This window comes from Syntrophaceae bacterium (assembly GCA_013177825.1).
GTDB lineage: Bacteria > Desulfobacterota > Syntrophia > Syntrophales > PHBD01 > PHBD01.
Map to the genome: position 1 here is coordinate 41,739 of JABLXX010000008.1, position 20,062 is coordinate 61,800.

General features: G+C 59.5%; 16 protein-coding genes and 1 pseudogene. 6 read left to right on the forward strand and 11 right to left on the reverse strand.

All coding sequences use genetic code 11. The features are described from left to right. Positions 1-3: 3 nt before the first annotated feature. From HPY65_15335 to HPY65_15365, 7 genes are all read right to left on the reverse strand, one after another. Positions 4-870, reverse strand: coding sequence for a hydratase (locus tag HPY65_15335; GenBank protein ID NPU85849.1), 867 nt, complete (start codon positions 868-870; stop codon positions 4-6). A 108-nt stretch (positions 871-978) separates the two neighbouring features. Continuing rightward, positions 979-2,163, reverse strand: a complete 1,185-nt coding sequence (locus HPY65_15340) for a hypothetical protein (protein NPU85850.1) — start codon at positions 2,161-2,163, stop codon at positions 979-981. Between the two features lie 122 nt (positions 2,164-2,285). After that, positions 2,286-2,882 carry a nitroreductase family protein gene (locus HPY65_15345; GenBank protein ID NPU85851.1) on the reverse strand — a complete coding sequence of 199 codons (597 nt, stop codon included), beginning with the start codon at positions 2,880-2,882 and terminating at the stop codon, positions 2,286-2,288. A 79-nt stretch (positions 2,883-2,961) separates the two neighbouring features. Further along, positions 2,962-4,347, reverse strand: a complete 1,386-nt coding sequence (locus tag HPY65_15350) for a PAS domain S-box protein (GenBank protein NPU85852.1) — start codon at positions 4,345-4,347, stop codon at positions 2,962-2,964. A gap of 125 nt (positions 4,348-4,472) precedes the next feature. Beyond that, the gene (locus HPY65_15355) at positions 4,473-6,140 is read right to left on the reverse strand and encodes an AMP-binding protein (GenBank protein NPU85853.1); all 1,668 of its coding nucleotides are present in this window, start codon (positions 6,138-6,140) and stop codon (positions 4,473-4,475) included. A 13-nt stretch (positions 6,141-6,153) separates the two neighbouring features. Further along, complete coding sequence (locus tag HPY65_15360) at positions 6,154-7,548, reverse strand: NAD(P)/FAD-dependent oxidoreductase (protein NPU85854.1); 1,395 nt, start codon at positions 7,546-7,548, stop codon at positions 6,154-6,156. Between the two features lie 89 nt (positions 7,549-7,637). Further along, a complete protein-coding gene (locus tag HPY65_15365) occupies positions 7,638-8,441 on the reverse strand; it encodes an enoyl-CoA hydratase/isomerase family protein (GenBank protein ID NPU85855.1) in 804 nt (267 codons plus the stop codon). An 856-nt stretch (positions 8,442-9,297) separates the two neighbouring features. Between HPY65_15365 and HPY65_15370 the strand changes: the two genes are divergently transcribed. From HPY65_15370 to HPY65_15395, 6 genes are read left to right on the forward strand one after another with little or no spacing between them, the layout of a single operon-like run. After that, complete coding sequence (locus tag HPY65_15370; protein ID NPU85856.1) at positions 9,298-10,848, forward strand: asparagine synthetase B; 1,551 nt, start codon at positions 9,298-9,300, stop codon at positions 10,846-10,848. Positions 10,849-10,862: 14 nt separating this feature from the next. Next, positions 10,863-11,741, forward strand: a complete 879-nt coding sequence (locus tag HPY65_15375; protein ID NPU85857.1) for a carbon-nitrogen hydrolase family protein — start codon at positions 10,863-10,865, stop codon at positions 11,739-11,741. Continuing rightward, positions 11,734-13,059, forward strand: a complete 1,326-nt coding sequence (locus HPY65_15380; GenBank protein ID NPU85858.1) for an extracellular solute-binding protein — start codon at positions 11,734-11,736, stop codon at positions 13,057-13,059. Before HPY65_15375 ends, HPY65_15380 begins: the two co-directional genes overlap by 8 nt. 4 nt (positions 13,060-13,063) lie before the next feature. Next, positions 13,064-13,990 (forward strand): sugar ABC transporter permease, encoded by a 927-nt coding sequence (locus HPY65_15385; protein ID NPU85859.1) that lies wholly within the window; start codon positions 13,064-13,066, stop codon positions 13,988-13,990. Next, positions 13,987-14,811: a carbohydrate ABC transporter permease gene (locus HPY65_15390; protein ID NPU85860.1), complete on the forward strand. Its 825-nt coding sequence runs from the start codon at positions 13,987-13,989 to the stop codon at positions 14,809-14,811. The genes HPY65_15385 and HPY65_15390 overlap by 4 nt, the downstream gene beginning before the upstream one ends. 3 nt (positions 14,812-14,814) lie before the next feature. After that, positions 14,815-15,876, forward strand: coding sequence for an ABC transporter ATP-binding protein (locus HPY65_15395; GenBank protein NPU85861.1), 1,062 nt, complete (start codon positions 14,815-14,817; stop codon positions 15,874-15,876). Between the two features lie 108 nt (positions 15,877-15,984). On the opposite strand, the pseudogene HPY65_15400 reads toward HPY65_15395, so the two are convergent. The 4 genes and pseudogenes from HPY65_15400 to HPY65_15415 form a co-directional block, all read right to left on the reverse strand. After that, positions 15,985-16,239: pseudogene (locus HPY65_15400) on the reverse strand (hypothetical protein). An 85-nt stretch (positions 16,240-16,324) separates the two neighbouring features. After that, positions 16,325-17,167, reverse strand: coding sequence for an enoyl-CoA hydratase/isomerase family protein (locus HPY65_15405; GenBank protein NPU85862.1), 843 nt, complete (start codon positions 17,165-17,167; stop codon positions 16,325-16,327). A gap of 115 nt (positions 17,168-17,282) precedes the next feature. Further along, positions 17,283-18,689 carry an NAD(P)/FAD-dependent oxidoreductase gene (locus HPY65_15410; GenBank protein NPU85863.1) on the reverse strand — a complete coding sequence of 469 codons (1,407 nt, stop codon included), beginning with the start codon at positions 18,687-18,689 and terminating at the stop codon, positions 17,283-17,285. A 33-nt stretch (positions 18,690-18,722) separates the two neighbouring features. Beyond that, a complete protein-coding gene (locus HPY65_15415; protein ID NPU85864.1) occupies positions 18,723-20,039 on the reverse strand; it encodes a 4-hydroxybutyrate CoA-transferase in 1,317 nt (438 codons plus the stop codon). Between the last annotated feature and the right edge of the window lie 23 nt (positions 20,040-20,062).

The window sequence follows — 20,062 nt, forward strand, 5'->3', positions numbered from 1 at the left end:
CTCTTATTTAAAAATAATAGTTATCTCGACGGGTCCCTTCGGATCCAGGCCGACGTACCGCGCCCTGACGGTCGTGCCGGGGGCCGTCGGCGTGAGCTTCGTGATCGTGCCGAGCGACAGGAGATCCCCCTTCTTCAGCGCAATGCCGTCTTTCTTGAGGGAATCCCGGATCCACAGCACGACGTTGATCGGGTGGTCCAGGAGGCTGCTGCCGGGGGCCTCCACCAGCAGGGTTCCGCTTTTATCGTAGATCTGGCACTTGAAGGTCTTCAACCGCTCCATCCATTCGGCCGTTGCCTGAACGGGAATCGGCTCTCCGACGACGCCGTACCGGGCGGCCACGTTCACGGCGGCGAGCATGGGGCCGTTGATCTTGACGTCCTTCGCGTAGACGAGATCGGGAAGCTCGATGAAGGGGATTGCCGCGTCGATGCCCTGCAGGGCTTCCATGGGGGTCGCGGCCGTGTTGATGGATTCGCTCCCCACCCGGAGAATCAGGTCCCCCTCGTAGAGGGGCCGGGCCCCGAAAGCAGCCTCGACCGTGGCACCGGATTTCAGGATCATGTTCTCCATGAGGGTTCCGCGCAGGGGGGCGCTGACCCCGAAAACCTTCTGGACGCTCGGATTTGTGAGCCCGGCCTTGTATCCTACGATTTTCCCGAAGACGGGCATCACAGCCTTGTTGTACTCGGCCTGGATTTTCATGGCCTGATCCAGCGTCGGCGGTTGATCCATCGCCGGTGCCGGGATCTTCTTCAGGTAATAGTCGGCAAGCTTCGTCCCCTCGCCCGCCGCAAACACGCCCTGATAAAAGGCCATGGCAAGAAGCAAGCTGACAATCGCCAAGCAGGAAAGTCTGGTTCTTTTCATCGCGATCCCTCCATACGGTTCTATTTCCGGGATTCCATCAATCCATTCATGGCAACACCCTGATCGCCTCTCGGGACGGTTCCGGCTGTTGAACCCACGATGTTTCCTTCAGCGGAGCGTCGTCCCCGCCTCCGTCGATGCCTGCTTCCCGTCTGCCGCGGCCTTCCCTTTCCTGTTCGCGGTCAGACTGTCTGCGACCTCGCCGGCGACGGCTTCCGCCACTTTCCGGTTGCCGCCGGCAGTGCAATGGCAATGGTCCCAGAAATCTTCGCTCGTGAAAGGCCCCGTCCTGACGACGGTGATCCGCTCCTCCCCTGCAATCCGCCTCAGTTCCGTCTCCAGCCGGGTGATGAGATTCTTGAAACGCGGTCCGAACGTCCGGTCCTTGCCGAAATGAGCCGGATCGGGCGACGTGGGCAGGTCCACCAGAACGACGCCGATGTTGCGCCCCCTGCAGAGGAGGATCATGGATCGGATGTTTTCCCCGTAGACGAAGAACCTGTCTTCATTGGCCGAGTAATCCATTTTCCGGAACTGTTCGAGTGTGATGTGCCCTGAAAAATCGCGGAAGGGGACGGCGACCTCCTCACGGAAAACGACGGTCCCGACGACCTTCAGGAAATAGCTGTACCGGGCGGCGGTCCAGAATGCCGAAGGCCGCACACGATGATACGGATTAGGGAATACATGCGTATAGTCATAGCTCATGCCGGGGACACTGTAGGGCAGATAATCGTTGTATGCGCTCTTGACGACAACGATATCGGGTTGGTAGTGGATCAGGCGAAACGCCAGGTAGGACAGATTGAAAGCCGAATTATGAGAGCCGATCCCGGCGTTGATGACCTTCACGCTCTTGTAGCCTGAGTTCGGATTCAGCCGTTTTTGAAGGATCATCTCCAGGTAGTGCGGAAAGGTCTCGTCGGGCTTGACGCCCGTCCCTTCCACGGTGCTGTCGCCCACGCAGACGATCCGGAGCTCGCCCGGGGGCTTCGGAAGCAGGAATTCCACGCCCTTGGTGCCCTTCGAATTGACCTGACCGGCATAGGACGGATGACGGGGATTGAATTCATGATGCCAGAAGGTGTTCGGAAGCATCTGGATCTGATCGTCTCCCGAGCTGCACAGGGCCTGAGCGTTTGCCTTGGCAACGGGAGACACGGCAGCCCGCCAGATCAGAAAACCCCCGAATTCCAGGATGGATACGGACAGAAAGAACGCCAGCAGGACAACCAGTAACCGCTTCCCCCGACCGCTTCCCCCGTTCCCGCTGCCGCTTTGCATCTCCTTCATGCGTTCACGATGACCCCGGCTTTCATTCCCTGCAGCCGCGCCCTTTATTTCAAACTTTTAAAACAAGGTCAATACCATAGAAATCATGGACGATTTCTTTCATTCGCTTCCGGTAGTCGTCATCACCACCGATCCCAGTGAATTTTCTCCTTTTTGTATTTGTCTTTCGGCTTCTCCCCTCCGGCGGCGGGAATGCCGACGGCGATGACGTTCAGGGGAATAACGCTCTGAGGGATGCCGAGGGTTTTTCGCACATGACTCATCCTGTCGTCATACGGATAGGCTGCCGTCCACACACCGCCTAGCCCAAGGGCTTCAACGGCCAAGAGGATGTTTTCGCCGGCCAGCGAGGCATCGATGATCGCGAATTCCTTTATCTTGTCATATGCTTGATCGGTTTCCGTACAGACGATGATCGCCGCCCCTGCCTTTGTCAGCATCTTTGCATAGGGAAGTCCTGAAGACAGATCATTCAGCATTTTTCTCTCGGTCACCACGACAAAAGACCACGGCTGCATGTTGACCGCCGTGGGCGCCGCCATTCCCGCCTTGAGGATCCTTTCCAGGTCGCTCTTGCCGACAGGCGCTCCCGTAAAGGTCCTGACGCTCTTTCTTGCATGAATGACTGAAAAGGTATCTTTCATGTCCGCTCCCTCCCCGGCGTAGACGGATCCTGCCATCAGCAGGCACATCAGAATGCCGATCAAGATATGTCTCATGATTTTACCTCCTGTCTGCACCATGTCATGCACTTTGTCCGGTAAAGGATTGATCCCTTACAGGCGGTGGCATCCGAATTCAATCAGACGGATCGGTTTTCCCTTTCATCGCTTTCTTGCGCCTTTTCTGCTCGTACATGTATGCATCCGCCTGTGACATCAGTTCGTCTATGGAAACAGTCTCATCCGGATTTTTATAGACAATTCCGACACTCATGGAGATTTCATAGTCTCTTTGCGGAAATGCATTATGTTCGTCGATGTGTTGCTGCAGCCGCTTTTCAAGGACATCCGAGTTTTCAGCCGATGTCCCGTAGGCCAGAACCACGAACTCATCGCCTCCCACACGGGCGACGATATCCGACTCTCGAAAGATCTCTTTCAGGATCGTTGCCGCTTCGAGAATGGCCTCGTCACCCTTTTTATGGCCCATCGTGTCATTGATCTGCTTCAAGCCGTCCAGATCCGCGAAAAGCAGGAGCAGTCTCGTCTTCAATCGCTCCGCAATCCTGAAATGCTGCTCTGCCAGCGCCAGAAATCCTCTCCTGTTATAGAGGCCCGTCGGCTGATCCGTCATGGAGAGGCTTATGATTCTCTCCTCCATTTCCTTTCGATCGGTGATGTCGCGAATAATGCCTTGAAATCCCACCGGCTGCCCGTGTGAATCCATCAACAACGATATGGACACCTCGACGGACCGGACCGCTCCATCCTTCCGAACAACCTCGAACTCTTTGATATTGACGGGCCGACACGTACGATAGACCGTACCATATGCCTCGGTAACGATCCGGGCATTTTCTTCGCTCATATACCGGCGATAATTCATGCCCTTCAGTTCGCCTACGGTATAGCCGAGAATCTTATGCGCCGATTCGTTGCAGGTGATCGTATTCCCTTCCAGATCGACCTCATAATAGGCGTCTTCGATATTATCGAATATCAGGCGGTAACGCTCTTCACTTGCCCTCAGGGCCTCTTGTGCCTTTTTCCTTTTCGTGATGTCCCGGCCGACGAAAACGATTCCATAGGGCGAGCCGTCTTTGTCCGTCAAGATATTGCTGTTTATCTCAAAGGGAAGACGCCTTCCATCCGCTGCAAGGATGCCGTATTCCCTGGGCCCCAGTTCGCCTCTCATCAGCAATGTCACATTGGTCAGAAACGTATTCATGTCTTCGGAAAGATTGAGATACAGAATGATATTTTCTCCGATCACTTCCTCTTTCGGATATCCCAGCAATTCTTCATGCAGGTGATTGACGAAAAGAATCCTACCGTTCATGTCCGTTACGACAATGATATCCGGGATCGTGACCATCAGCTTCTCGGCAAGTTCAATCTTGTTTCTTAATGATTCCCGCTCCTGTTGCCGCTCTGTTTCCCGTCGATCCAGTTCGGACACACGAAGGCGCAGCGACGACAGCTCCTCGATCAACTGCTCCCTTGTTATCTTTTCATCTTCCATGACATTTACTCAATGTTGTCGAATCGTTCGCCTGAGCGAGGGATACGTCCTGATCGGCACGGATGATGAGTCGCAGAACGTGTCCTTTCTTCTCGGTATTTCGGAGAATGGTTGGTTCTCCCCTGCTATGGCCGGTTTCCATATTCATCCTTCATTTCGGCATAAAGGTCCAGCTTCTTGACTTTTCCCAGGGGCGTCAGGGGCAGCATCGGCCGGATGATGAAATCCTCGGGGATCTTGAAGCTGGACAGCCTGTCCTTGAGGAACTCCCTCATGCCCTCCGGCGTGATTTCCCTGCCGGGCTTGGGCATGATGTAGGCCCGGCCCACCTCACCCCATTTTTCGTGGGGTCGGCCGACCACCGCCGCCAGCATCACGTCGGGATGGAGGCAGATCGCCTCCTCGATTTCCGGGGGATAGACGTTTTCGCCGCCCCGGATGAACATCTCCTTTTTGCGGCCGACGATGACGAGGTACCCGTCCTCTTCCAGCCGTCCCATGTCCCCCGTATGGAGGAAGCCGTCGTTGTCGAAGACCCTGGCGTCCTCTTCGGGCCGTTTCCAGTAGCCCTTCATGACGACAGGCCCCTTTATGCAGATTTCGCCCGCCTCGCCCCGGGGCACCCCGTTCCCTTCCTCATCCTTGAGTACGAGCTGGATCGACGGAACGGGCCTGCCGACGGAGTAGGTGAGCTTTTCCTCTCCGTCGTCGGGATGGGTGAAGGTCACGGTGCCGCTCGCCTCCGTCAGGCCATAGGCGTTGCGGGGCATGACACCGACCTGCTGCTTGAAAGCAAGAATCAGCTCGGATGGACAGGGCTGGGCGGAGACGATGGGAACCTTGAGCGAGCTCAGATCGTAATTCCCGACGTTGGGATGGGCCAGCTCCATGGCGTACATGACGGGAACCTGGCCCATGGCCGTGCACTTTTCGGCGGCAATCAGACGGAGGGTTTCCTCGGGATTGAACATGTCCATCAGGACCAGCTTGTTCCCCGCGTTGAGCGTGGCGATGACGCCCATGACGGCGGCACCGGCATGACTCAGCGGGAGATTCAGGAGGAGGGAGTCCCCGTGGACGAATTCCGTGGCCGTGAGCTGGGCGTCGGTCATGGCGATGACGCTTTTGTGTGTCAGCATGGCGGCCTTGGGAACGCCCGTTGTCCCCGAGGTATAGATGAAAAGGACCGGATCTTCCTCCCGTACGGCGTCGGTGCTTCTTTTCAGTGCCGACGGATCCGGTTCGGCGAGAAACCTCCCGTAAGGAAGCACGCCCTCCTTTTCCCGGTCGAGGCAGACAACGTGGCGGAGGGAAGGGATGCCGCTCCGGACGGCCTCCAGGTTCCCCATGAAGTCCGCTCCCATGAAGCCGCTCGCCAGGAAGAGGCAGGACATCTCCGCGTCATTGGCAAAGAACTGCAGTTCCGGCGCGGTCGTCCGGACGCTGACGGGAACGGCAACCGCTCCGATCTTGGCCGCACCCAGATAGATGAAAAGCGCTTCCGGCCAGAGAGGGATATAGATTCCGATCCGGTCGCCGCGCCGGACGCCGAGATTCAGCAGCCCCATGGCTACCCGGTCCGTTTCCCGGTCATACTGTCCGAACGTGATCCGCCGATCTCCGAAAACGATCGCTTCGCTGTCGGGTATCTCTTTGCCGTATCTCTTCAGGAAATCCCCTACTCGCATGATCCTCCCCCTTTCTGCGACGTTCATCCGCTCCATGTCCTCCGTCTCCGGCGGGACGGCATGTCCCGAACCGACCCGCCCTTCCTTTCCTCCTTTCCCGATCACCGGGGAAGCTTTCTCAACTCAGGTGTTCGTAGAGCCTGAACGCGGCATCCATGGCCAGTTCCCCGCCGATGCCGTGCTGGCCCGTGTCGGCGCTGCAATGGTAAAGATTCCGGACATACGGATCGACGATCGGGGGACGGTTCCCGCCGACCTGGCCGATGATCTGGCCGATGCCGATCACGGAGCCCTCTTCGCTGCCGAAGTGGTCGATGTCCTTCGGAGTCGTCGAAACGGTCCAGAGGATGTGCTGCCGGATGTCGGGAAACACGACCTCCAGCGAATTCATGATCGCCTGTTCCCATTTTTTCCAGATGGCGGTACCGGCGTTGTACGGCAGTTTCGCCGAGGCGCCGACAATGATCAGCTGTTTCCCTTCCGGGGCAGCCTCCGGATCCATGTTCGACACGACCGGGATCATCAGGCAGGGGGCCATGTCCGGCAGAGCTCCCGTTGATTCGATGCGCTTTTCAAACTCGCTCAAGTCGCTCCGGCCGATGTAGAAGATCATGGAATCGTTCGATATCTTTTCATTCAGCGCGATCTGGATGACGGAGGTGCTGTAGGAATACCGGTAGCGGTTCACCCTGTCCGTGAATTCAGCCGGATACACATCCCGCCCGACCAGCTGATTCACCGTGTCTTTTACGGTCGCGTTGCTGATCACGATATCCGCCCTGATTTTTTTGCCGTTTTCCAGCACGACGCCCGCCGCCTTGCCATCCTCCACGCCGATTTGCCGAACCCCCGTTCCCGTCAGAATTGTTCCGCCGTGCTCCCTGATGATCCGGCAATAGGCCTCGGGAACGGCTCCGGTGCCGCCGATGGGATAGCCGACCGCCTTGTTTCTCCATATTTCGTTCTGGCACCTGGCATACTCGCCGATGGGCGTTTCGTCGTCCCGCGTCACGAAGTAGATGGAGGCAAAAAAGCCGATCAGCCCTCTCGCCAGATCCGAATTCACGTACTTGCTTACATAATCCGCGATGCTGACGTCGTTCAACCGGTCACAGTCCGCATCGGACAGTTGGGAGATATCGAAGAAAAACGTCATGAACCGGTCGGATTCTTCCTTGGTGAAGCCCATTTTCTCCGCATCGTAGGGGAACCGGACCCTTTCCCCTTTGAAGACAACCGCCGGAGAGGGCTTTACCGCGTAGCGCCACTTCACGTAATCCTTACAGCCACAGATATCGAGCGCCCTGCCGAAGGGCCCCTTGTCGCAGTTTGCAAGCATGTGGCAGCCCACGTCCAGATTGAATCCCTCGTTACGATAAGAGGCAAACCTGCCTCCGATCAATCTCGACTTCTCGATCAGCGTTACGTTGTATTTCCCGGTATTCGCCAGCAAAGCGCCGACGGCGCTGCCCCCTACCCCGCTTCCGACAATGATCACGTCTTTTGCAGTCACGTTTCACCTCCGCAGAATTCCCGCTGTCGCTTCCATTCGGTCGAGTTGATGAAATTGCCGGCCTGCCTCGTCATTCTCTGAGACGAATCTCAGTCCCCGGAGCCGCTCTTGAAGAACGGCTGAATCAGTTTGAAGAACTCGCCGGAAAAAACCATGATCGTCTGATTGCGGTTCTCCAGGTCCACCGCCGCCTCGAGCGATGGTGCGTTGATATTCTGGTCGAGGACGCGTTTCGTCATCTTCAGTGCCCCGACCCCCTTGGCGAGCATCGGCCGGGCATAGGAAAGGGCCGTTTCGATGAGGCTCTCCGCAGGCACCACCTGGTTGACCAGTCCGATCCGCTCAGCCTCGTCGGCTTTCACTTTCCGGCCCGTGAGCAGGATTTCCGACGACCGGGCGACACCGATCAGCCGGGGCAGGAAATAGGACGATCCCAGTTCGCCGCCGGTCAGGCCGATGTTTGCAAACGAAGCGATGAACGAGGCCTGCGGCGCGGCCACCCGGACATCGCTGGCCAGCGCCATGGAAAAGCCTCCACCCGCCGCTACGCCGTTGACGGCGGCGATGACCGGCTGGGGGATGCGCCGGAGCCCCAGGGTCAGGGCGGCGAAGCGCTCCTGGACGAGTTTCAGGAATTGCTCCGGGTCGGAAAATACCTGTGTATCCTTATGAATCATCGCATCATTCAGATCCGCACCGGCGCAGAATCCCCGTCCGGCACCGGTGATGAACAGGACACGGATGGTGTCGTTCCTCGACAGAACCGTAAACAGCCTGTCGAAATCTTCCAGCATCGTGCCGTTGATTGCGTTTAGCTGCTCCGGCCGGTTCAGAGTGACAAGCCCCACCCCGGGCTCGATCTCCTCAAACTTGCATGTCTGAAACTCCTTCATGTTCAACACGCATCCTTTCCGATTCCTGTCCCGGCCCACCCGGCGGGCCGTTCCCGTTGCTTCACAGAGACAGATCCTGCCTGAGGGCCTTCCGGACAGACGATGAATGAAATAGGTTGGTGATCGGTTTTATTCTGCGAAATCGGGCAGTCTCTGCGGGAGGTGGTTGAGCCTTCCGCCGTGATCGCCCACCCCCGTTTGACAGCGACGCAAGGCGAAACCGCTGCTTTGAAGAGAATCCCGGACAACACCCGTTGTTCCGGTGTTTCCCGGGACGGAACCCACTATAGCGTTCATTTCGGACTTGTCAACCCTTTTGCATGGATAACCTCCTATTTCTCAAGGCGAATTGATTCCGAATCAATATCCGGAACGCGCATCGAGGAGACCCGGTTTGCGAGATTCCCCGAAGGGAACGCGTCATCGTTTGAAACACATCTCGAGTGCTCGGCAGCCTGTGCGGATTTACCCGGACTATCACCCGGATCCGCCGGTTGGTTCTTATGGACATTGATTCGCTGATATCGCGGTATCATCTGTTATTGCATGTACTTAACCTGTCGTGTTTCCGCCGTTCCTGTCCCCCGGGTTTGACTTTCCCGCCCCAATGCGCTATGGTTCCCGACACATTCAAATCATGGGGGCTCTTTCCCAGGCAAAGGAGCCCTGTCGCTTTTCCCACTGGCCCTGGGATCCGCTTCGGCAAGCCCCTTTCAACCAAGTTCAGGTTATCCCTGTCTTCAATCCGGGACGCATGGAATCAATAAAGGAGGCTACACCTATGTGCACCATATGCGGTCATTTTGCCCAGGAGGAACCCAGACTATCGACAGACGTTTACGATATGATGAAGAAAATGGAGCATAGGGGGCCCGATTTCCACGGCATCTACCTGGACGGCTCCGTCACGCGTCGGGAAACCATTGACGGGCTCAAGACCTTCCTGAAAAAGAAAAGCCGCATCGCCATGGGCCATTCCCGCCTCGGGATCATCGGGGCGGAAGGCCTCTGCCAGCCCTATGTCTCGTGCGACGGGAAACTCACCCTGATCAAGAACGGCGAAATCTACAACTACAGTGCCCTGAAATCGCTTCTTCTGTACAGCCACCGGTTTGAAACGAACAGCGACAGCGAGATTGTCGTCCACCTCATCGAAGAGTCGTATCAGGGGGACCTCCTGGAGGCGGTCCGACGGGTTACCGGGATTCTGGACGGCATGTACGCCTTCGCCGTCACGGACGGTAAATCCGTCGTTCTCGTCAGGGATCCCATCGGCAAGAAACCGCTCTACTACGTGAACCGGGATTCCATCGTCTATTTCGCCTCCGAGAAGAAGGCCCTCTGGAACGGGAAAGACGAGCCCAAGCGGATCCGCCCTGGAGAAATTCTCAGCATCGGCATCGACGGGATCAAGATCCGGCAGGGTACCCGGATTCAGCTTCCCCAGGTTGACATCACGGACTTCCGTGACGCCGTGGAGCGGTACAAGACGGTCCTCGTCAAGGCGATGCAGAAGCGGCTGACGGGTCTCCGGGAGGAGCGTCTGGGGGTCATCTTTTCCGGAGGGATCGACTCGGTCCTCATCGCCAAGCTTCTCCAGCGGGAAGGGAAAAACATCGTCTGCTACTGCACCGGCACCGCCGACTCGGGCGACATCCTGGCGGCCCTGGCCGTAGCGAAGGAGCTCGGACTGGAACTGAAGACCTCGATCATCGACGAGGACCTCGTGAAGGGGATTCTCTCCGAGGTCATCCGCAATGTGGAGGAAAGCGGACTCCTCCAGGTCGAGGTGGCCATTCCCATGTACATGGCGGCGAAAATGGCCGCGGAAGACCGGATCCGCGTCATGTTCACCGGCCAGGCGGCGGACGAGCTGTTCGCGGGATACCCCTGGTACAGCGACGTCCTGAAGGAATCGGGCTATCTCCGCCTCCATGAGCAGCTCTGGGAGGACCTGAACTATCTCTACGACGACACGCTGGAGCGGGAGGACAAGCTGACCATGTCCCATTCCATCGAGCTCCGGGCTCCCTATCTCGACCGGGACGTCATCCGGACGGCCATGCGCATCTCTCCCCGACTGAAAATACAGGGCAGCGAGGACAGCCTCCGCAAGAGGGTCCACCGCCAGGCGGCCGTGGAATTGGGCGTTCCTCCCTACCTGGCCTTCCGCATAAAGGACCCTGCCCAGTCGGGATCAGGCATCCACCAGATCATCGAAAATCTGGCCAACACCCATGCCGGCGACATGGACACGGAACTCGTCAATGAAAACATCCGGACCGACAAGGGCAGCCTTTATCGATACGGGGAAGGCGTCTACGGCGAAGACGGCGCGCGGAGCTATATCCAGATGATCCACCAGGAGATCCAGAACGATTACAGGAAGGCCATTCTCACGGCGTAGGAAAGGGAGCTTTCATGAAAAAGCGAATCACCCTTGCTCAGATCAACTACACCCCGGAGGACCCTTTCGGCCACGTCGAACGCATCAAGTCCATCATCGCCGAAAACCGCGCCTCGGACCTGATCGTCTTTCCCGAGCTGATCCTGCACGGCCATCCCTCCCTGGAGCGGCCGGAGGGTTACCTCTATCGGAAGACGGAGCGGCGCGAAGGACGCCTGTCGGAGGAGATTGCCTCTTTCGTCCGCGAAATGGATGCCCGGGTGATCCTGGGCGGAATCCGGCGCCGTGGCTGCCTCTTCTACAACCTGGCCACCTACATGGACTACACCTCGGTCCACAGCTATGCGAAAACACATGTCCACTGGACCGAGAACTTCATCCCCGGCCGTGAGCTGCCCGTGATCTCGACCCCCGCGGGCCGTCTTGGCCTGACCATCTGTTTCGACTCCGCCTTCGGCGAGATCGGCCGGATCCTGGCCCTTCGCGGCGCGCAGGTCATCGTCAACATCTCCGCCGTCCCCAAATCGTTCCCGGTCCGGTACATGAGGCGCAGGCTTTCGGCCATGGCCCTGAACAACCAGGTCTTCGTCGTTTACGTGAACCGCCCCGGTCCGTATTTTTCCGGCCACAGCGCCGTTTTCGACCCCCGCGGCGACATGATTGCACAGGTCCTGGACGAGGAGATGATTTTTCACGCGGTGATCGACCTCGAGGATCTCCGGAGCTGGCGGGAGGAGGAAAACATTTACGGCCACCGCCGTCCCCTCCTGTACCGCGAAATCGGGATGATTCAGCAGAAAAGGAACAGGAAAGAAATCGTCCCGGCTTCCGTGAAATCTGGAAAAACGAAACTCCGTCAGCGGTTGCCGCAGGAAGGAGTCCACCATGGATAGCATTCGCCAACGCACGACGTTTCGCCGCCTTCGAAAGCGCGGCATCCTTTTCATGGTCGCCCTGCTGGCTCTTGTTCTCTTTATCGCCGGCTGTGGCGGGAAGAAGACGGAAGGGGAGCGAACCCTCCATTTCTACATGTGGAAGCCGAACCAGCCCGAGGTATGGGACGAGATTATCGCCATGTTCGAGGCGGAGCATCCCGGCGTGAAGATCCGGCGGGAGATCGGCCCCCATTCCTCGACGGCCTTCCACGACCTTTTGACGCAGAAACTCAAGAACAAGAGCAGGGACCTGGACGTCTTCCTCATGGACGTGGTCTGGCCGGCGGAGTTCGCCGCGGCCGGGTGGGCCATGCCCCTGGACGACCGTTTCCCCGGCAGCGAGCAGGCCCATTACCTGGACAGCACCATCCAGGCCAACACCTATGGAGGCAAGGTCTACGGCCTGCCCCTGTACATCGACAGCGGCATGCTCTATTACCGGAGGGACCTCCTCGACAAGTACGGTTTCAAGCCGCCGGAGACCTGGCCTGAGATGGTGCGCCAGGCAGGGGCCATAACCGCCGGTGAGCCGAACCTCTACGGCTTTTCGGCCCAGCTCAAGCAGTATGAGGGGCTGGTCTGCAACATGATGGAGTACGTCGCCGGCAACCAGGGACACCTGGTGGACCCAAAGACCGGGGCACCGGCGATCGCCGAGAAACCGGCCCTGGATGCCGTCCGGTTCGTCCGCGACCGGATCGTTGGAAAAACGGCCCCCGAGGGCGTCCTCACCTACGAAGAACCGGAATCCCTGGCCCTCTTCACCCAGGGGAAGGCGGTCTTCCTGCGAAGCTGGCCCTATGTCTGGAAGATTGCAAACAATCCCCAGCGTTCGATGGTGGTCGGTAAGGTCGGCGTCGCTCTGCTGCCGCATTTCCCGGGCGGGAAGAGCCATGCCACCCTGGGCGGATGGCAGGTTGGGATCAGCGCCTATTCGGAAAACAAGGATCTGGCCTGGACCTTCGCCCAGTTTCTCTCCGGCGAGAGGATCCAGAAGCACCTGGCCGTGAAGGCCGGGCTGGCGCCGACCCGGACAAGCCTCTACGACGACGCGGACGTCCTGAACGCCGCGCCCCAGTTCCGGGAGATGAAGCCGGTTTTCTTCTCCTCCCTGCCCCGGCCGAGGAGCCCGCTGTACCCGGCCCTGTCCAACATCCTGCAGCGCTATTTCAGCAAGGCCATCTCCGATCGGCGATCCGACCTTGCTTCCGAGGCGCGCAGCGCGGCGGCGGAGATGGAAAAGACACTGGCCCTCACGCGCGGGACTGCGCCCTGATTCCATGGAAGCAGGTGGCCGCATCATCCGTTATGATGAATCCCGGGGTCGCCGCGAGAAACTCTTCGCGGTGTCCCTCCTTCTGCCCTGCTTCGCCTTTGTTGCGGTCTTCGCCTTCTACCCCATCCTGTACTCGGTCTATCTCAGCCTGCACCGGATCATCCTCGGCCTCCCCGGCCTGGCCCAGCCCCTCGTCTGGCTCGACAACTACCGCCAGCTCTGGAGCGATCCCGTTGCGCGCCACGCCCTCGGCAACACCCTGGTCTTCGTCTTCGTATCCACGGCCTGCGAGATGGTCCTGGGGCTGGTCATCGCCCTGGTCATCAACCGGGCCTTCCGGGGCCGGGGACTGGTCCGGGCCGCCGTCCTCATCCCCTGGGCCATCCCGACGGTTGTGGCCTCCCAGATGTGGCGCTTCATCGACAACGACCACTACGGCCTCCTGAATTATTTCCTTTTCGGCAGTGACATGGCGGCCTACCGGGCCTGGCTGGCGGAGCCCTTCTTCGCCATGTCGGCCGTCATGGTCGCCGACATCTGGAAGACTTCCGCCTTTGCCGCCCTCATCATCCTGGCGGGTCTGCAGACGATCCCGGACGAGCTGTACGAGGCGGCCCGCATGGACGGAGCAACGCCCTGGCAGCGCTTCACTCGGATCACCCTGCCCCTCATCCGCCCGGCCCTCCTCATCGCGCTCCTGTTCCGCACCATGGACGCCTTCCGGGTCTTCGACCTGGTCTTCGTCATGACCCAGGGCGGGCCGGCGGACGCGACGAACGTGCTGCAGTTTTATGGCTACAAGAAGATGTTCGCGGAAGGGCTCCTGGGATACGGGGCGGCCATCTCGGTCCTGGTCTTCTTCATTCTCCTGGCCGTCTCCCTGGTCTACGTCCGGGTCATCGGCATGAGGTTCATGGAGGAGAGGCGATGACGGACCGGACCTGGAACATCATCTTCGTCCTCGTCGCGGCCCTCGTCGTGGCGGTGAGCCTGTTGCCCTTTCTCTGGTTCGTCGCGACGTCGCTCAAGACCCAGATGGAGGTGACGGCGATCCCGCCGGTCCTCTTCCCCTCCTGGTCCCTGGATTTTTACCGCTCGGCCCTCTGGGACTACAACCTCCTCCATTTCCTCAAGAACAGCCTCATCGTGGCGGGACTGGCCACCCTCGGAACACTGTCGATCTCCCTGTTCGCGGGCTACGCCCTGGCGCGTCTGCCCATCCGGCACAAGCCCCTCATCATGGGAAGCCTGCTCCTCGTCTCCATGTTCCCCCAGATATCGATTGCCGGCCCCGTCTGGAAGATCCTGGATTCCCTGGGCTGGCTCAACACCTACCAGGGTCTGATCCTGCCTTACATCACCCTGACCCTGCCCCTGGGAGTCTGGATCATGGCAGGGTTCTTCCGGGAACTGCCGCAGGAACTGGAGGACTCGGCCCGGGTGGACGGGTGCGGCCACTTCCAGACCCTGTTCCGGATCATCATCCCCCTGGCCGCGCCGGGGGTCTTCACCGCGGCGATCCTTGTCTTTATCTATGCCTGGAACGAATTCTTCTTCGCCCTGCTCATCATGACCCAGCAGCCCTACCAGACGCTGCCCGTGGGAATCGCCCTGTTCCAGGGCCAATACACCATCCCCTGGGGGGAGATCGCCGCCGCCTCGACCATTGCCACCGTGCCCCTGGTGCTCATGGTCCTGCTGTTCCAGCGGCGGATCGTACGGGGACTCTCCGCGGGGGCCATCAAAGGATAGCCGATGGCGGAACTCAGGATCGAAAACCTCACGAAGATCTATGGTGATACGGCCGTGGTGGACCGCGTTTCCTTCACCGTTGCGGAGGGGGAGTTCTGCATCCTCCTGGGCCCCTCGGGATGCGGGAAGAGCACCGTCCTCCGGCTGATCGCCGGGCTCGAGCATCAGGACGAAGGCACCATCCACATCGGCGGCACCGAGGTGAGCGCCAGGGACCCGAAGGACCGGGACGTGGCCATGGTCTTCCAGAGTTATGCCCTCTATCCCCACCTGAGCGTATACGACAACATCGCTTTCCCCCTGCGGATCCGCAAGCTGACCCGGCGGGAGGTGGACCGGAAGGTCCGGGAAGCGGCCCGGATGCTAGACATTGCCGATCTCCTGGAACGCCGGCCGCGGGAAATCTCCGGCGGCCAGAGGCAGCGGGTCGCCATTGGGCGCGCCATCGTCCGGAGCCCGCAGCTGTTTCTCTTCGATGAGCCCCTCTCGAATCTGGACGCCAAGCTCCGGGCCTCCATGCGGGTGGAGCTGGCGGGTCTGCACCGGCGCCTGGCGGCCACCACACTCTATGTGACCCACGACCAGGTCGAGGCCATGACACTGGGGCAGATGATCGTCCTTCTGGATCGGGGAATCGTGCAGCAGGTGGGCTCTCCGCGGGATCTCTATGACCGCCCGGCCAATGTGTTCGCGGCATCCTTCATCGGGGTGCCTCCGATCAATCTCTTCGACGGGACCGTGGAACGCGGGAGCGGGGGCCTGTTCATCCGCTGTGACGACTTCAGGCTGGATGCCGGAGGGCGGCAGGATCTCACCGCTTTCGAGGGCAGGACCGTAACGGTGGGGATCCGGCCGGAGGCCGTCCGCGTCGGGACGGGCCTGATCCGGGGTCTCCTTGAGCACGCGGAGCACATGGGATCGGAGACGATCCTCTATCTGCGGACGGACGGTCGAAAAATCGTCGCCCGGGCGGCGGCGGACTTCCGGCCCTCCCTGGGAGAACCGTTGAATCTTGACTTCGACCCGCGGTCATTGCATTTCTTCTTCGAGGGTCGGAGGATCTGAGCGGGGTTCCGGACGCACAATCCGGGGAAGGCGGGGCATCCCCGTCTTCCCGATCCGTGCAAGGCAAGTTTTTAAAGACGTTGCCGCTTCAATAACGATATCGGCATCTTAGCATACTTCTTTCAAGTCGCTTGTGAAGGATATGCCTGCCCTCGCCGCAATGGCTTCCTCCTTGGTCATCTTCCCTTTATCCACGCGGCCGGGAAGGTAGCCGTTCACGAATTGCTCGGCCTTTTCCAGCATGGCCGGCACGACATCGGTGCATTTCGTCTTGTACCCGTAAAGGGCACACTGGAGAGAAATCTGGTGCCCCATATTGCCGGCCCCGACGACACAAATGTTTTACACATCTTCGATTTTCAAGATTTCACCCTTTCAGTCCTGTAATTCCATTTCAACCGTCATCTGCCGTTGTTGAAAACGGGCTCGCCGGTTGATGGACGGGGCATCATTTCCCCTGGAATTTCGGAAGACGCTTCTCCCGGCGGGCGGCCAGCGCCTCCATGAAGTCGGCCGTGGTGAAGGCCTCGTTCAGGCCTTTGTTTTCCAGGTTCAGGGCCGTCGTGAGGGCATCGATCAGCGGCTTGTGGAGGGTCCGTTTGGTCAGGCGGACCGCGTAGCCGGCTCCAGCAGGCGGAATGAGCCGGAGCGCCATCTCGCGGGCGTAGGCCATCACTTGGTCGTGGGGAAGCACCTTGTTGACCAGTCCCAGTTCCAGGAGTTTCTTTGCCGGGATTCGCTCGCCGAAAAACATGATCTCCTTGGCTCGCTGGAATCCGATCAAACGGGGAAGCATGTAGCTGGAAGCAACCTCCGGGACGATGCCGAGACGGATGAACGGCAGTTGCGCCCAGGCGTGCTCGGAGCAGTAGACGAGGTCGCAGCAGGTCAGACACATCGTGAATCCGCCGCCGATAAACAAGCCGTTCACCGCGGCGATGATGGGCTTGTCGCATAGCCACATCTTCAGGGTCATCCTGGCCTCCGCGATGTCCGTCATGTCGATCTCGGCCTTGGCCTCGTCGCTCGCAGGAGCCATGGCGTTCGGGTGGAAGTAGCCGCCGCTGCAGAAGGCCTCTTTCGTCGGATCGTCGGAGTCGGGATCCCTTGCGCCGGTGAGGATCACGGCGTGGGCCGTTTCATCCTTTTCCAGTGCGTCCATCGCCCAGAACAGCTCGTACGTGGTGTACTTGCTGAAGGCGTTCTTCCGTTTCGGAATGTTCAGCGTGATGGTGACGATGCCGCTGTCGTCCTTGCTGTAAGTGATCTCCTGAAACTCGTTCACCTGCATCATCTTCCCCTCTTTCCTCCGGCGGTTCCGCCGGCTCTTCCCGTTACCGATGACCGGAGAGGCGGTTTCGCAACGCCTCGCGGTCCGGAAACCGCCTCTCCGGCCGGCAGACGGCCTAGCCGCCCTGCAGGACCGTTTCGGCACAGAGCATGGCACTGTTGGCGGCGGCGTTGATGCCGATTCCCCTCCCGCGGTACGTGTCCCCGGCGAAATAGAGCCCCTCTATTTCCGGGGCCTTGACGTCCGGCTTGAACTTGCCGGTCTGCATGGGTTTGCGGGCGAGTCCGTCACAGCCGATGCACTTGTAGGGGATCCGCCATTCGACTTTTTCTTCCATCCCGGGCCACATATCCGTCACCATCTCTTCCCACATCGCTTCGAGAAGTCGGTTCATCTCGAAACGGTCCTGTATCTGCGGAATTTCCACGACGATGTCGGAGTGGATGATCATTTTCCCCTCGGGGGCGATGCCTTTCATGTGATTGGAGGGGGCGTACCCCTGAAACGGCGTGCCCGTCCGTTTCAGCTTCAGGGCGGTCCTGAACTCCACGTCGTCGAACAGGGGCTCGCTCAGGCCGATCATGTAGCCGATCAGTCCGGTGGTCTCCATCCGGATGTCCTTGATCCGCTTCACCCACCACTCGGGGAGCGGCGATTCGCCGCCGTCCAGGGGAAGGACGTTCCCCAGGTCCCAGAGCGGCAGGGCGCATACCACCCGGTCGGCCCCGATGACTTTCCGTTCCGGCTGGTTCCAGGCGTCCTGGTAGGGGGCCACGCTTCGGCCGATGGCCACGCCGACGGCCTTTGTACCGTCGAACAGAATCTCCTCCACCGGGGAATTCAGGTACAGGGTGCCGCCCGCCTCGACGAAGGCATCTTTCAGGGGATCCATCATGCCCTGCATGCCTCCTTCCGGGTAGCTCGACCGGATGATGTTGCCGGGCTTTGCATGGCGCATGTTTTCCCGCATGATCCACAGGCATTCCCCCGCGGACATCTCCTCGGTCTCCAGAACGGTGGTGCAGAGCATGCCCGCATTGGCGATCATCTCCTCGACGATTTCGTGCCGGACGTTTTCCCGGAACCAGTCCTTCAGGCTCCGGCCGTCCCACGGATCCAGTTCCTCGTCGGTGATCTCCTGGATGATCTTCATCACCCGGAAGTACTCCCGGATTCCGTTCTTCGTCTTTGCCAGCCTGGCGCCCAGGTCGCGCCACTGTTTGTCTTCGGGGCTGTAGATGATCATCTTTTCACAGTACCTCTCTCCCCACTTGACCTTCTTGCCCACTTTCTCGATCAGGATGTTTCCGCCGCCGAACTCGCCCATCTCCACGGCGTGGAGACCGACATCGAGGAGCCATTCATCCCTGTACGTCCAGGACTGCATCCGGCCGCCGACCTGCCCGTAGCGATCCACCAGGAGGACCTTCTGTCCCGCCCGCTGCAGCAGGCCTGCGACTCCCAATCCGGCGATGCCGGCCCCGACAACAATCGTGTCAAAACGCTTTTCCGCTGAATTCATGATCGGCCTTCTCCTTCTGCATCTTTCTTCGGGCTATGATTCGTAAAAATGATTTTCCCGGGCCTCTTTTTCCAACTGATCCCGGAACTGCGGGTGGGCGACCCTGATCATCTCCCGGATCCGGTCCTTGATCGATTTGCACTTGAGGTCGGCGATGCCGTGCTCCGTGACCACGTACTGTACGTCGGTGCGGGGCGTCGTGACGACGGCACCGGGAGGCAGGGCGCAGGTGATGCGGGACAGGAGCGTGCCGTCCTTCTGTTTCGTCGTGGACTCGAGGGCGATGAAGGACTGCCCACCCGGGGAGAGCTGGGCGCCCCGGACGAAATCGAGCTGACCGCCCGTGGCGCTGAACTGCCGGTAACCGACCGACTCGGAGCACACCTGTCCGGTCAGGTCGCACATGAGGGCGTTGTTGATGGAGACAAACTGGCTGTTCCGGCCGATGGTGTAAGGATTCCCCACGTAATCGATGGGATGGGCCTTCACGGCATCGTTCTTGTGGACAAAGTCATAGAGCTTTTTCTTCCCGAGGCCGAAGCTGAAGATGATTTCGTTCGGATGCAGGGTTTTCCGCTTCCCGTTTACAACCCCCTTCTCGGCCAGGCTGATCATGGAGTCCACGAGCATCTCCGTGTGGATGCCCAGGTCCTTGTGGCCCTCCAGGAAGAAGCCGACGGCGTTTCCCAGGCCGCCGATGCCGATCTGGATGGTGGCGCCGTCATCGATCCGGGAGACGATATGGTGGGCGATCTGCCGGTCGATGTCCGTGATCGGCGCATCGGGAAGCTCCGGAATCTCGTGGTCGTGCTCGCAGATGTAATCGACGTCCTTCACGTTCACGAAGGCTTCCTTCGGACCGTAGACATAAGGGGTCCGCTTGTTGACCGAGACGATGACCGTATCGGCGTGCTCCACGGCGATCTTGCCGCAGAGGGTGCCCATGACGCCGAAGCTCATGTCGCCGTTATCGTCGGGCGGAGACACCTCGATGCAGAAGACATTGCCCTTGAAGACGTTCCGGGTCGTGTAGTCGATTTTGCCGAACTGGTAGGCGAAGACGTCAACCGTGCCCTGGGAGCAGCCCATCCGTTCGAAAGGGCCCATGAAGACGGATGTGAAGCGGATCCCTCCCTGGCTTCCCGGCTTGAAGAATTCGTAAGGGTAGAGCACGATGCCGCTCATCACGGTCACGTTCTCCAGCTCGTTCCTGCGCTTGTCGATCTCCTTCAGCAATTCGTACGGAAGGCCCGACGCGGCCATGGCGAATACCCTGTCGTTCGACTTGATGACTTTTGCCGCTTCCTCCACGGACACCCGTTTCTGCTTGTAGATTTCCCTCCAGTCCACGCTGAGAACCTCCTGTTCAGGAT

Bases quoted from the DNA above. Each gene is read 5' to 3' on its own strand.
- HPY65_15335 (NPU85849.1), bottom strand. From the start codon at position 870: ATGAAAAGAACCAGACTTTCCTGCTTGGCGATTGTCAGCTTGCTTCTT.
- HPY65_15340 (NPU85850.1), bottom strand. From the start codon at position 2,163: ATGAAGGAGATGCAAAGCGGCAGCGGGAACGGGGGAAGCGGTCGGGGG.
- HPY65_15345 (NPU85851.1), bottom strand. From the start codon at position 2,882: ATGAGACATATCTTGATCGGCATTCTGATGTGCCTGCTGATGGCAGGA.
- HPY65_15350 (NPU85852.1), bottom strand. From the start codon at position 4,347: ATGGAAGATGAAAAGATAACAAGGGAGCAGTTGATCGAGGAGCTGTCG.
- HPY65_15365 (NPU85855.1), bottom strand. From the start codon at position 8,441: ATGAAGGAGTTTCAGACATGCAAGTTTGAGGAGATCGAGCCCGGGGTG.
- HPY65_15370 (NPU85856.1), top strand. From the start codon at position 9,298: ATGGAGCATAGGGGGCCCGATTTCCACGGCATCTACCTGGACGGCTCC.
- HPY65_15375 (NPU85857.1), top strand. From the start codon at position 10,863: ATGAAAAAGCGAATCACCCTTGCTCAGATCAACTACACCCCGGAGGAC.
- HPY65_15380 (NPU85858.1), top strand. From the start codon at position 11,734: ATGGATAGCATTCGCCAACGCACGACGTTTCGCCGCCTTCGAAAGCGC.
- HPY65_15385 (NPU85859.1), top strand. From the start codon at position 13,064: ATGGAAGCAGGTGGCCGCATCATCCGTTATGATGAATCCCGGGGTCGC.
- HPY65_15390 (NPU85860.1), top strand. From the start codon at position 13,987: ATGACGGACCGGACCTGGAACATCATCTTCGTCCTCGTCGCGGCCCTC.
- HPY65_15395 (NPU85861.1), top strand. From the start codon at position 14,815: ATGGCGGAACTCAGGATCGAAAACCTCACGAAGATCTATGGTGATACG.
- HPY65_15405 (NPU85862.1), bottom strand. From the start codon at position 17,167: ATGCAGGTGAACGAGTTTCAGGAGATCACTTACAGCAAGGACGACAGC.
- HPY65_15410 (NPU85863.1), bottom strand. From the start codon at position 18,689: ATGAATTCAGCGGAAAAGCGTTTTGACACGATTGTTGTCGGGGCCGGC.